Genomic DNA, 12914 nt, shown 5'->3' on the forward strand with positions numbered 1-12914 from the left:
GGATCGCACGGGACGGCAACCCTTCGGCCTTGATGTGCGTCGGTTCCAGTGGTGTGGGTGCTGATTCTCACGTCCGAATTGACCGGTATTGGCCATGGTTGGTCAACCTTTGTCACAGCCTGCGGTGTTAGTTTTCTGAGCTGACGTCGGGGGGATATCGAGCGGAGCGGGAGCGATGGGCCGAGCAGAGGCGCGTAAGGCACAGCAGCAGCGCGGTGCGCGACGTGCACCGGGCGGACGCGCGAAGGGCACCACGGAGAAGGGCGTCACGGGCAAGGGGGGCAGCGGCAAACGCTCCGGCATACGTCGCTTCTTCACCTGGAAGAAGATCCTCGGGACGTTCCTCGGGCTGATCCTGCTCCTGATGGCCACCGCGATCATCCTGTACTTCTCGGTGAACGAACCCACCGACCCGAACGAGAGCGCCACGCTCCAGAGCAACACCTACCGGTACTCCGACGGCTCGATCATGGCCCGCACCGGTGCGATGAACCGCGAGATCCTGCCGATCGACAAGATCCCGGAGGACGTCCGCACCGCGTTCATCGCCATCGAGAACAAGTCCTTCTACGAGGACCGCGGCGTCGACGTGATGGGCGTGGCCCGAGGCCTGTTCAACACGGTCAGGGGCAAGGGCACGGCCGGCGGTTCGACGATCACTCAGCAGTACGTCAAGAACTACTACCTGACGCAGGACCAGTCGCCGACGCGCAAGATCCGGGAGCTCATCATCTCCCTCAAGGTCGACCAGCGCATGAAGAAGCCGGAGATCCTCGCCGGCTACCTGAACACCAACTTCTACGGCCGCAACGCGTACGGCATCCAGGCCGCGGCCCAGGCCTTCTACGGTGTCGACGCCGAGAAGCTGACGCTGGAGCAGGGCGCCTACCTCGCCGCCGTCATCCAGGCCCCCAGCCAGTACGACCTGGCGACGGCCGGCCCGAACGGCACGAGGCTGGTCAACATCCGCTTCAACGCCGTCCTCGACAACATGGTCGAGATGGGCAAGCTGGACCCGGCCAAGCGCAAGACCATGACCCTCCCGCCGCCGATCAAGCCCAAGCCCCGTCCGGGCATGGACGGGCAGAAGGGCTACCTGGTCCAGGCCGCCAACGACGAGATGGACAAGCAGGGCATCAAAGACGGCCAGATCCTGGCCGGCGGCTGGAACATCACGCTCAACGTGGACAAGGAGAAGCAGGCGGCGCTGGAGAAGGCGGTCCAGGACGAGCTGGAGTCCAAGCTCGACCGCAAGGACACCAAGGGCAAGCCCCAGGACCAGAGCGTCCAGGCCGGCGCGACCTCCGTGGACCCGAAGACCGGTGCGATCGTCGCGATGTACGGCGGCCAGGGCCTGGAGGAGAAGGCCGCGAGCAACGCGCTGCGCACCGACTACCAGCCGGGCTCGACCTTCAAGCCGATCGTGCTCGCCTCCGCCCTGGAGAACAACGCCACCACCCAGGACGGCAAGCCGATCACCCCGAACACCCTCTACGACGGCACGAGCAAGCGCCAGGTCGTCGGCAGCAAGATCCCGTTCAACCCGCAGAACCAGGACAACCGGAACTTCGGCGACCCGATGATCACGGTCCAGGGCGCGACCGACTTCTCGGTGAACTCCGTCTACGCGCAGATGATCGTGGACGTCAAGCCGCCCGCCGTGAAGAAGACCGCCCTGGAACTCGGCATGAAGGAACGCGCAGGCTGGCCCGAGGACAAGCCGGCCATGGCGCTGGGCACCATGAGCGCGAACACCGTGGAGATGGCGGGCGTCTACGCCACCCTCGACAACCACGGCAAGAAGGTCACGCCCACCATCATCAAGAAGGCAGAGCACAAGGACCGCGAGTTCAAGCCCGAGCCCGCCGTCGGCAGCCAGGCCATCAGCCGCAAGACCGCCGACACCGTCACCAAGGTGCTCACGGGAGTGGTCAACGACGAGGGCGGCTCCGGCAACAAGGTCCGCAGCAGCGCATACGAGGCGGCCGGCAAGACCGGCACCACCGAGTCCAACGTGGCGGGCTGGTTCACCGGCTACACCCCGGAACTGGTCACCGTCGTCGCGATGTTCGGCGAGGACCCCACCACCCACAACCAGGTCACCCTGACCGGCACCGCCGGCCTGGGGCGTGCGGGTGGTTCCAGCTTCCCGGCCTCGATCTGGAAGGCGTACACCCTCGCCGTGCTCAAGGACGAGGACACCGACAAGTTCGACCTGAAGGAGGCGGAGATGGGCGCCCCGCAGGCGCCGTCCCGCACCGCCTCCCCGTCGCCCTCCGCGAGCCAGTCCTCCAGCGCTCCGGCCGCCACCAGCAGCGCGCCGCAGTCCCCGGACCCGTCGAAGAGCACCACCAAGTCGCCGGACCCGAGCAACACCCCGACGAAGTCCGTCAGCCCGACGGCGACCCCGACGGCGACGGCGACCAAGACCGGCGTCCCGAAGCCGCCGGACCCGCTGTTCCCGCAGTCGGACCAGTGACGCACTGACGGACCGACGGACTGACCCACGGTCAGACGGACACCGCCGCCCCGCAACGTTCGCGTTGCGGGGCGGCGGTCTGTCGTGGGCGGACGGATCGCCCCGGTCAACGCCGGTCATGCGCCCCCGGCAACGCGAGTTCGAACCAGACCACCTTGCCGCTGCTCAGCCGGGTAGCACCCCAGCGGCGGGCCATCCGGTTGACCAGGAACAGCCCGCGGCCGCCCTCGTCCGTGTCCCGGGCCCGGCGCTGCCGGGGCAGCTGCGGGGAGTCGTCGCCGACCTCGCAGCGCAGTACGTCCGTACGCAGCAGGCGCAGGGTCACCGGCCGCTCCGCGTACCGGACGGCATTGGTGACCACCTCGCTGACCAGCAGCTCCAGGGAGTCCTGGAGTTCCTCCAGGCCCCACCGGGTCAGCGCGCGGCGGGCGAACCGGCGGGCCCGCCCCGGAGCGGTCTCCTCCGGGTCCAGGAACCAGTACGCGACGTCACTGGGCGCGATCCCGTCGAAGCGGGCCGCGAGCAGCGCGATGTCGTCGTCCCGGTCGCCCGGGCCGAGCATGTCCAGGACGTCGTCGCACAGGGCCTCCAGCGGCGGCGGGTGGTCCAGGCCGGTCAGCTGCGCGGTGTTCGCCAGGCGCTCGCGGAGCTGCTCGATGCCGGTCCACACGTCCCGCAGGCGCGACTCCACCAAGCCGTCGGTGTACAGCAGCAGGGTGGCTCCGGCGGGCGCGTCCAGCTCGACGGCCTCGAAGTCCACGCCGCCGACGCCGATCGGGGCGCCGGGGGGCACGCGGAGCACCTCGGCCCGGCCGCCCAGGTGCAGCAGCACCGGCGGCGGGTGGCCGGCGTTGGCGATGGTGATCCGGTGCGCGACGGGGTCGTAGACCGCGTACAGGCAGGTGGCCATGCGGTCGGAACCCAGGCGCTGCGCCTGCTCGTCCAGGTGGTGCAGGACCTCGGCGGGCGGCAGGTCCAGCTGGGCGAGGGTCTGCGCGGTGGTGCGCAGCTGGCCCATGATCGCGGCGGACGTCATGGAGTGCCCCATGACGTCGCCGACGACGAGCGCGACACGGCTGCCGGGCAGCGGTATGGCGTCGTACCAGTCGCCGCCGACCCGAGCCGTCTCGGCGGCGGGCAGGTAGCGCGAGGCGAGGCGGACCCCGGTGGGCTGCGGCAGGCCGTCGGGCAGCATGGTGCGTTGGAGTTCGTCGGCGATGTACGCCTCGCGGCCGTACAGGACCGCCTTGTCGATGCCGAGCGCGGTGTGGGTGGCCAGCTGGGCGGCGACCAGGAGGTCGTTCTGTTCGAAGGCGGGCCGCTCGGGGCTGCGCAGGAACACGGCGGCGCCGATCACCCGTCGGCGGCCACGCAGCGGCGCGAGGACGGCCCGGTTGCCGCGCGGCAGCGGGTGGTCCACGCCCAGCAGCTCCGGCAGCGCGGCCCTGGCGGCGGCGGAGGACCCGAAGACGGGCCGTACACCGCGCAGTACCTCGGCGAGCGCACCGCCGGGCCGGATCTCGCACAGCTCGGCCGCGGGCAGGTCACCCTGCGGGCCGACCAGCGGCAGCTGGCTGAAGTCGAGCTCGCCGGAGGCCCCCGCGGCCCCGGCGAGGTCCATGCCCGCGCCGATGGTGCCGCTCAGCGCGGCGTCGGTGAGATCGTCGATCGGCCGGAGCCGGTCGGTGCGGCGGAGCCTTAAAACGACCGGGCCGACGGGGCGTTCGTCGCCGACCGGGAGCGGATCGCGCAGGTAGACGAGGATCGCGTCCGAGAAGGTGGGCACGGTGGCGCGGCACAGGCCGAGCACGATCTCGTCGAGGTCGATGCCGCGGGCGATCCGCCGGGTCGCGGCGCCGACGAAGCGCAGCCGGTCGCCCTCGCGGCGCGCCGGCTCGACTCCGGCCGGGTACGCGGCCCCCTGCCCGGGGATGTCCGGTACGCCGCGCGCGGCCCCGGTCGGGTCCGTGCCCGAGCCGACGGCCTCGCCGCCGCGCGGGGACCCGGCCCCGGCACCACGAGGCCCGCGGACCGGGCCGGCGGCCTCCTGGGCCCCGCCCGGACCCGCCGCGTTACGGGCGGCCTCGCCGTCCCGCGGACGGGCGCTGCCCTGGCCCTCGCCGGGGCCCGTGGCGGCGGTCGGCAGGTCGGCCGAGGCGGCTGCGGCGGCCGTGGCGGCGGCCTTTCCGCGGGGCCGGGGGAGCCCGGCGGCCCCGCCCGCGCCCGCCGCGGAGCGGGCCGCGCGCGCGTCGGAAGCCGCGGCGGCCGGTCCGCCCGGTTCCGCGGCGGAGCCGGCACCGGTGCCCGGCGCATGCGTGCGTACGGCCTCGGCGGCGGCGATGGGCGCCTTGCCGTGGCCGGCCTCGTCCGTACCTCCGCCGGAGGCGACGGGCTGCGGGCCCTCCTGAGAGGTGGGGTACTCCGTCACGCGTGGAATTCCGTCCGTTTGCGCTCGATGTGCGCTGCACTCAACTCGGTCAGTCGCGGTATACCCGCTCAGCGGCCGGGGCACCATCACTCCGGATTCCGCGTCCCCCTCGTTACCTCTGGCCCTGCGTCGACCTCCGGTCAAGTTCCGTGTACGGCACGACACTTGCAGGTGCACGGTACGACCGCACCGCCTGGCGAGTGCGACCTTCCGGAGGACGATCCTACGTTTGAACCCCGGGGGCGCATCAAGGGTCTCATGAGGTCATATGCGCCGGGGTGGCATCCCAGTCCTCCGGCAGGACCGGAACCGACCAGGCCGGATCCGGCCGCCAGTCCTGCCAGCCGCCGGAGAACGGGGTCCCCCACTCCTCGATCACCCGGACCGCCGCCCGCCCGGACTCCCGGACCCGTCGCGCCTGCTCACGGCCCATCAGGCCGGACCGCTGCGCCTGGGCGAACTCGTCCTCGTCCAGCAACTTCCAGCTGCGGTCGGGGTGGACGGCGATGTCGAGGAAGTGGTCCTCGGAGTCGACCCCGCGCGACCACCGCGACAGGGGCTCCTCCAGGTTCACGTACCAGTTCTTGAACCGCCAGCCGTGCCCCCAGAACAGCCACACCGACCACGGGTCGCCGGGCCTGGCCAGCTTCAGCACCCCGGCGCCGAACCAGCGCGACCGTACGGTGGTCCGCGGCGCGGTGTAGCGGGTGGCGAGCGGCTCCTCGTTGACGGGCGTGCCGTCGGCGAGGACCGGCTTGACGCACTCGGTGCCGGGGGCCATCCAGACGGCGAGCAGCTCCTCGGTGTCCTGGACGACGGTCACCGGGCGGCAGATGTGCACCTGGCCCTTCAGCCCCGGGGCGTGGTCGCGGTAGCGCCACAGGATCTGCTCCCCGGGCGCCCAGCGCGTGCCCTCGGCGCCGCGCCGCGCCGCGCCGTTCCCGGGCCGGAAGGTACCTGTCATGCGCAGATCTTAGGGCTGGGGCCCGCGCCCCCGCTGCGTTGCAGGTCACCTGGGGGTCCCCCCGGCCGAGCCAGGGGGAGGGTCGGGGCACGGGAACCGACCGGATCCGGCCCCCGGCCCGGGGCCGGATCCCGGGCCGCTCAGGGGTGGGTCATGCGCAGGACGTCCAGGGCCTCGTCCAGCTGCTCCAGCGTCAGGGCGCCCCGGTCGACGTAGCCGGACTCCAGGACCACCTCCCTGATCGTCTTCCGTTCGGCGAGCGCCTTCTTGGCGACCTTGGCGGCCTCCTCGTAGCCGATGTACCGGTTGAGCGGGGTGACGACGGAGGGCGAGGACTCGGCGTACTCCCTGGCCCGGGCGGTGTTGGCGGTGATCCCGTCGACGGTGCGGTCGGCCAGCAGGCGGCTCGCGCTCGCGAGCAGCCGGATCGATTCCAGGAGGTTCCGGGCCATCACCGGGAGCATCACGTTGAGTTCGAAGTTGCCGGCCGCGCCCGCCACCGCGACGGTCGCGTCGTTCCCCATCACCTGTGCGGCGACCATCAGTACGGCCTCCGGGACGACCGGATTGACCTTTCCCGGCATGATCGAGGACCCGGGCTGGAGGTCAGGGAGATTGATTTCGGCCAATCCGGCGCGCGGTCCGGAGCCCATCCAGCGCAGATCGTTGGAAATCTTGGTGAGTGAGACGGCGACCGTACGGAGCATGCCCGAGGTCTCCACCAGGGCGTCCCGCGCCCCCTGGGCCTCGAAGTGGTTGCGGGCTTCGGTGAGCGGCAGCTGCGTGTCCGCGGCGACCTCGGCGATCACGGCGGCGGAGAACCCGGGCGGGGTGTTGATCCCGGTGCCCACCGCGGTGCCGCCCAGCGGCAGTTCGGCGAGGCGGGGCAGGGCCGCGCGCAGCCGCTCGACGCCGTAGCCGATCTGGGCCGCGTACCCGCCGAACTCCTGGCCCAGGGTGACCGGGGTGGCGTCCATCAGGTGCGTCCGCCCGGCCTTGACCACCTGGGCGAACTCGGCGGACTTGCGCTCCATCGCGGCGGCGAGGTGCTCCAGGGCCGGGATCAGGTCGCGGGTGACGGCGGCGGTGGCGGCGATGTGGATGGAGGACGGGAAGACGTCGTTGGAGCTCTGCGACGCGTTGACGTGGTCGTTGGGGTGGACGTCACGGCCCAGCCGCTCGGTGGCCAGGGTGGCGATCACCTCGTTGGTGTTCATGTTGGACGAGGTGCCGGACCCGGTCTGGAAGACGTCGACGGGGAAGTGGTCGTCCCAGCGGCCGTCCGCGACCTCGGCGGCGGCGGACCGGATCGCGTCGGCGATGTCCTGGTCCACGACGCCGAGGCGGGCGTTGACCACGGCCGCCGCCGCCTTGACGCGGGCGAGCGCCTCGATGTGGGCGCGCTCCAGCCGCTGCCCGGAGATGGGGAAGTTCTCCACGGCGCGCTGCGTCTGGGCGCGCCATTTGGCGTGCGCGGGCACCCGTACGTCACCCATGGAGTCGTGCTCGGTCCGGAACGCTTCGGCCTGCTGATCGTCTGTCATGTTCGTGGCCTCCTCAAAAAGTTGAGCAATTGTCTTGTTCGAAGTGTTCCCAAGTCCCCTACCGGCCAGTAAATACCGTGGGTAACACCGGCATTCGGGGAGGCGTTCATGGCACGTGCACACACGAAATCCAGGTTCAGATGTACCTTCGCCGCCGTCGCGGCGGTCGCGGCCGCCCTCGGGGGCGTCACCGCCATCACCCCCATGGCCCAGGCTGCGACCTCCGCGGCCGGCTCGGGAGCCACTTCGGCGGGGGTCGCGACCCCCCTGTCGCCCGAGCTGGAGGCGATCCGCGCCGCGGAGGCCGTCAAGATCTACGGCGACGCGGCCGTCCGGCCGCTGAACGAGCGCAAGACCGGCCTGATCTCACTGGGCGACAGCGAGATTTCCGGCGAGGGCGTCGGCAACTACGACCCCGCGACCAACACGTCGTCCAACCAGTGCCACCGATCGCCGGACTCGGCGATCCACCGCACCGGCATCCCGGCGGACCTCACCTTCAACGTCGCCTGCTCCGGCGGGTACACCGGCAACATCAGGATCGGCGGCAGCAAGCAGTACGCCGACGAACTGGTGCAGAGCGACAACCTCGCCGTCAAGGCCCGCAACACGAAGATCAAGATGGTGCTGCTGGTCGCCGGAGCCAACGACGACCTCCAGTTCGGCCCGGTCATGACCGACTGCGTCACCCGCTGGGTGCTCAGCCAGGGCACCTGCGAGCCCAAGTACGGTCCCGGCTGGCAGGCGCGCGTCGACGGCCTGAAGCCCAAGGTGGAGGCGACGGTCGCCGACCTGAAGACGGTCATGCGCGACGCCGGATACGCCGACTCGGACTACAAGCTCGTCGTGATGGGCTACCCCAGCCCCATCGGCCCCGACTTCTACGACAATCCGAACTTCCCCGGCAAGCTCCCCGGGGGCTGCGCCGGCTACGACTCCGACGCCACCTGGGGCCGCAACTACGCGGTGCCCACCTTCGAGAAGGGCATGCGTGCCGCCGCCCTCGCCTCGGGCGCGACCTACCTGGACAACTCGCGGCTCTTCCACGGCCACGAGGTGTGCATGGAGGACACCTGGGCCCGCGGGCTCTACCTCGACCTCGGGGACCACTTCCCGTGGGACGAGAACACCGCCCGCCAGTCCTTCCACCCCAACTACAGGGGCCACGGCGCGTTCGCGTCCTGCCTGACCCAGCTCTACAACTCGGGCCTGCGCGAGGCCTCCTGCGCCGACCCCGCGAGCACGGGCACCCCGGTGCTCCAGGCCGGAGGCTGGGACTCCCTCTACGCACCCCTGAAGAACGAGGCGACCGGCAACTGCCTCGACGCGAAGGGCGGCTCCAGCGCGAACGAGACGGCCGTCCTGGGCTGGGACTGCCACGGCGGCCGCAACCAGGACTGGTGGTACGACTCCGCGAAGAAGTCCGTCCACGTCGGCCTCACCCACGACCGCTGCCTCGACGCCCCCGGCGCCAACTACGGCGCCGGTACCGGCCTGATCCTGTGGAACTGCCACGGCGGAGCGAACCAGCAGTTCCTCCGCGACGGCGCCACCATCCGCCCCGCGGCCGCCCCGGGCATGTGCCTGACGGTCGCCGCCGCCCACGACGCGCTGCGCCTGCAGACCTGCAACGGTTCGGCGAACCAGCGCTTCGCGTCGTAACCGCCCCGCTCGACCGATAACCCCCCCACACCCGGCCGGCGTACCCCGGCCGGGTGTTTCCCACTGCTGTGGCAGGCTTGCGCGATGATCATTGCCGCCATATCCGTACTGCTGGCCCTGGCCGCCGTGGCGTACCTCCTCGTCAAAGCCTTCCACCTGGCGGTGACGCGAAGACCTGGCATGAGCCGGACGGCCTCCGGCCAGTGGAGCGAGGGCGTGTGGGTGTGCCTGAGCCTCGCGGTCATCGCCTTCGCCCTGGGCACCTACAGCGGCTTGTCCTCGCGCCCCGTCCGCCCCTGCGTCGACGCGCTCACCGCGCAGCACGGACCGCAGAGCTACCGGACCCCGGACGCGGACATCAAGGTCGACCGGTGGTACTTCCCGGTGTCCACGAAGTGCACCTTCTCCGGCGGCGTCCGTGTGCAGGTCGTCCCGATCTGGGTCAATCCGCTGCTCATCGGGTCGCTGGCCGGTGCTGGCGTCTGCGCGCGGAAGGCCAAACGGTCCCGTCGGCCGGTCAGCGCGACTCCAGGAGCTTTCGGACCTCCGCCGGCCGGTTGGTGATGATCGTGTCCACGCCGAGCCGCACGCACAGCTCCACGTCCTCGGGCTCGTCCACGGTCCACACGCGCACCCGCAGCCCCTTGGCCTTCAGCCGCCCCACCAGCCCCGGATCCCGCCTCACGAGGTCGATTCCCGGCCCCGCGTGGGTCGCGAACGGAGGACGCACCGGCCTGACCGCCCGCTCGATCAGGTAGACGGTCGGCAGCCCGGGCGCGAGGCGGTGCATCCTCGTCAGCGCGTTCCGGGAGAAGCTCATCACCTCGACGCGCCCCGACGCCCCGTCCGCGAGCCCGTACTCGCGCAGCATCCGCGCGAGTTCGACCTCCAGCCGGCCGCCGGCCCGCGTCGGATGCTTGGTCTCGACGGCGAGCCCCACCGGCCGCTCCGCCGCCAGCGCCTCGCGCAGCAGGTCCTCGAAGAGCAGCACCCGCGCCCCGGCGTGCTCCTCGCCCTTCCACCGCCCGAAGTCGAGCGCGGCGAGCTCCGCGTACGTCATCTCGGAGACCACCCCCCGCCCGTCGGAGGTCCGCTCCACCCGCCGGTCGTGCACGCAGACCAGCTTGTGGTCGGCGGTGAGCCGTACGTCGCATTCGAGCGCGTCGGCCCCGTCGGCGATGGCCTGCCGGTAGGCGGCCATGGTGTGCTCGGGGCGCTCGTGGGAGGCCCCGCGGTGGGCGACCACGCGGATGTCGAGGGCGGTGGGGAGGGGGGAGGTCGTCGCTGCCATGGGGGAATCCTTGCAAACAGGGGTGAACGAGCAGGCGCGGGGCCGTGTCCCCGACGTTAACCGGATGCGGTTCCCCGTTCGGGAGGGCAGGGTGACGCCATGCCGGAGCCGACGACAGCGACCCTGTACTGCGAGCCCTGCCCGCTCTGCGTCTTCCATGCCTGGCAGCGGATCGTCGACGGGCGGTTGCTCTGGGAGGCGGAGTGGAAGTGCGACGCCTGTGGGTTCGGGGCACCCGACGTGGGCCCCCCGCAGCACTGGTGGGGGCGGGCCCCCGAGGACGTCCGCGCGGCCGTCGTCGCCGCCGAGGGCACGGTCCTGCTCCGCGTGGACGGCTCCGGCGGCGCCGCCCTGAAGGTCTTGCGCGACTCGCTCGGCATGACGGTTCCGGAGGTCCTGGCCGCCGTCCGCGAGGGCTACCGGGCCACCCCCGTGGAGGCCCGGTACCTGACGGAACGGCTGCGCGCCGCCGGGTTCTCCGCCCGGGTGGAGTAGGTCGGGCCCGGGCGAGCAGCCCGCTACGGCTTCGGGACGGGGGACAGCGGGGCCGGGGTGACCTTGAAGCCGCCCTTCGTGACCTCCGTGAAGGGGGCCGGGGCCATGCAGGTGCCCACCGTTCCCTGCGTCGCCGTGCCGTCCGGCTTCACGTCGAGGTTGGCGACGCCCCAGGAGAAGCCGACACGGTCCGGCTCGCCGTGCTGGCCGTCCTGGACGCTGATGCCGATCCGCTTGCCGTCCCAGCCGACGTTCGAGGTCTTGACCACGGCGGTCAGGGTGGCGGTCTTGCCGCCCGTGACCAGGCAGTCCACCTCCGCCTCGGCGGTGCCGGTGAAGCCGGACTCCTTGAAGTGGTGGGAGATGGTCACCCGGCCGCGCGCATCGGTCGGCAGGCCCTTCTCCGGGCCCGGGGCCGGGAACGGCCTGGTCCACGGGGCCGACTCGGCGTCGACCGTGAAGCGGATGTCGTCGTTGGCGGCGTAGGGGTAGAAGATCGTGCCGCCCCCGTGCACCGAGGCGAGCTTCGACGCGGCCGGTGCGGCCGGTGCGGCCGGTGCGGCCGGTTCGGCCGGCGCCGCCGGGGCGGGGCCCGCCGCGACCAGGGTGGCCACAAGGGCGGCGGCGGTTCCGGCGAGGACGAGGGCGCGCTTGCGGTTCTTCATGGTGAACTCCCGTGTTCCAACGGCTGTTTGGTTACGGGTAAAGCCTCGCCCGCAGCCCGCCCGTGATCCATCTGCCGATGGGCGGAGATGCGTGAGGGCCTCTCCCCCGAATGGGGGAGGGGCCCTCAGGCCCCTGCGCTAAAGACCCGGACCGCGCACCGGGATGTGCGTGAACGTCGGCTCCGGGGCCGGGCTCTGGAAGAAGTCGTTCGGCTTGTTCCGTTCACGGGATAAGGGGTTGTTCGGGGAGTCGAGCCACGCCCGTTCGCCGTCGATGTCTGCCGTCAGGCCGAACCGATCGAATCCGGGTCGCCCTTGCTCTTCCCACCAGCGGTAGGCGGTTTCTGTCTCGTCCCACAGCCTGCGGGGGCCGGACTGGACGACCTCGTACCCCTGCCGCTCCGGCTCATAGTCGGCCGAGGCCCACGACTTCCTGTCGGTGCTGTACGTCCACAGCGTGTAGGCGCCGCCGTCGTAGTGCTCTGCCGTCCAGAACGCCCCGGGCATGCGGAGCCCGATCACGAACTGTTCCAACCATCCGCCGACCTCGGCAGGCGAGAGCGCCGTCGTGCTCCTGTCGCCGTCTGCGGGCCATTCCTGGCCCTTGAGGTACACGTCATGCGGGGGCTTGTTCTGGCGCTGCTGTCGCAGGCGCATGAAGGCGCTGGAGCGGGTGAAGTGGCCGCTCGCCGTGCCGTCGTCGTTCACGGTCAGGCGGGCGATGGCTTCGCCCCCGTACCCCGTAGCCCAGGGGGCGACGATCACCCCGCCGACGACGGTCTGCTCGATCCATGCGGGGGGAACCTCGCCGATCGAGCACGTCGCAATGACGCGGTCGTACGGCGCACTTCCCGCGTAGCCCAGCCGGCCGTCTCCCACGATCACCAGGGGGCAGAGGCCAGCGGCCCGAAGGTTTCTGCCCGCCCCCTTGGCTACTTCGGGGTCGAACTCGATGGAGACCACGTTCGCGGGCCCGAGCCGGTGCGAGAGGAGACCTGCGTTCCAGCCCGTACCCGTACCGATCTCAAGGACCCGATGCCCATCCCTGACATCGAGATCGGCCAGCATCGAGAACACCATGTGTGGTTGGGAACTGGAACTGCTCGGGGTCGTGCCGAGGCCGTCACCCGCATGGTTGCCGTCGTCCCACTGCGTCGTGAGGGGGATGTCGGAGAACACCGCGCGGAACCAGGCATCGGGGTCCGCGGTGCGGTCCACCAAAGGGTTCTGTCGGGTGCCGTCAGGGATGCCCGGCCACATGCGGTCGGGCACGAACAGGTGCCGGGGGACTGCCTTGTACGTCGGCAGCCAATCGGAGTGCAGAGCGCCCGACTGGAGGAGCGCGGAGGCGAGCCCCTGGGGGCCCGCCTCTTCTGTGCGCGCGGT

Annotated in this window: 10 protein-coding genes; 4 read left to right on the forward strand and 6 right to left on the reverse strand. The window is 71.4% G+C overall.

Annotated features, from left to right (window positions below):
- The first annotated feature begins 175 nt into the window (after nucleotides 1-175).
- Nucleotides 176-2479 carry a transglycosylase domain-containing protein gene (locus OG429_RS24500; protein ID WP_328927414.1) on the forward strand — a complete coding sequence of 768 codons (2304 nt, stop codon included), beginning with the start codon at nucleotides 176-178 and terminating at the stop codon, nucleotides 2477-2479.
- A 106-nt stretch (nucleotides 2480-2585) separates the two neighbouring features.
- Here OG429_RS24500 and OG429_RS24505 read toward each other — a convergent pair whose 3' ends face one another.
- The 3 genes from OG429_RS24505 to OG429_RS24515 all read right to left on the reverse strand — a co-directional run bounded on the left by OG429_RS24505 (nucleotide 2586) and on the right by OG429_RS24515 (nucleotide 7415).
- Nucleotides 2586-4907: a SpoIIE family protein phosphatase gene (locus OG429_RS24505; protein WP_328927415.1), complete on the reverse strand. Its 2322-nt coding sequence runs from the start codon at nucleotides 4905-4907 to the stop codon at nucleotides 2586-2588.
- Nucleotides 4908-5163: 256 nt separating this feature from the next.
- On the reverse strand, nucleotides 5164-5871 hold the full coding sequence (gene fomD, locus OG429_RS24510) for a cytidylyl-2-hydroxypropylphosphonate hydrolase (RefSeq protein ID WP_328927416.1): 708 nt from the start codon (nucleotides 5869-5871) through the stop codon (nucleotides 5164-5166).
- Nucleotides 5872-6011: 140 nt separating this feature from the next.
- A complete protein-coding gene (locus OG429_RS24515) occupies nucleotides 6012-7415 on the reverse strand; it encodes a class II fumarate hydratase (protein WP_328927417.1) in 1404 nt (467 codons plus the stop codon).
- A 108-nt stretch (nucleotides 7416-7523) separates the two neighbouring features.
- Between OG429_RS24515 and OG429_RS24520 the strand changes: the two genes are divergently transcribed.
- Together OG429_RS24520 and OG429_RS24525 are read left to right on the forward strand one after the other, a co-directional pair.
- Nucleotides 7524-9077: a ricin-type beta-trefoil lectin domain protein gene (locus tag OG429_RS24520; protein ID WP_328927418.1), complete on the forward strand. Its 1554-nt coding sequence runs from the start codon at nucleotides 7524-7526 to the stop codon at nucleotides 9075-9077.
- Nucleotides 9078-9161: 84 nt separating this feature from the next.
- Nucleotides 9162-9641, forward strand: coding sequence for a hypothetical protein (locus OG429_RS24525; RefSeq protein ID WP_328927419.1), 480 nt, complete (start codon nucleotides 9162-9164; stop codon nucleotides 9639-9641).
- On the opposite strand, the gene OG429_RS24530 is transcribed toward OG429_RS24525, so the two are convergent.
- Nucleotides 9595-10368 carry a glycerophosphodiester phosphodiesterase gene (locus OG429_RS24530; protein WP_328927420.1) on the reverse strand — a complete coding sequence of 258 codons (774 nt, stop codon included), beginning with the start codon at nucleotides 10366-10368 and terminating at the stop codon, nucleotides 9595-9597. The genes OG429_RS24525 and OG429_RS24530 overlap by 47 nt on opposite strands.
- A gap of 99 nt (nucleotides 10369-10467) precedes the next feature.
- Here OG429_RS24530 and OG429_RS24535 point away from each other — a divergent pair, with 99 nt between their 5' ends.
- On the forward strand, nucleotides 10468-10863 hold the full coding sequence (locus OG429_RS24535; RefSeq protein WP_328927421.1) for a hypothetical protein: 396 nt from the start codon (nucleotides 10468-10470) through the stop codon (nucleotides 10861-10863).
- A gap of 23 nt (nucleotides 10864-10886) precedes the next feature.
- Here OG429_RS24535 and OG429_RS24540 read toward each other — a convergent pair whose 3' ends face one another.
- Together OG429_RS24540 and OG429_RS24545 are read right to left on the reverse strand one after the other, a co-directional pair.
- Nucleotides 10887-11528, reverse strand: a complete 642-nt coding sequence (locus tag OG429_RS24540) for a hypothetical protein (RefSeq protein WP_328927422.1) — start codon at nucleotides 11526-11528, stop codon at nucleotides 10887-10889.
- Nucleotides 11529-11666: 138 nt separating this feature from the next.
- Entirely contained in the window at nucleotides 11667-12800 is a 1134-nt protein-coding gene (locus OG429_RS24545) for a protein-L-isoaspartate(D-aspartate) O-methyltransferase (RefSeq protein WP_328927423.1), read from the reverse strand.
- Nucleotides 12801-12914 lie beyond the last annotated feature (114 nt).

The sequence above is a fragment of the Streptomyces sp. NBC_00190 genome (genome assembly GCF_036203305.1).
In the GTDB taxonomy this organism is placed as follows: Bacteria; Actinomycetota; Actinomycetes; order Streptomycetales; family Streptomycetaceae; genus Streptomyces.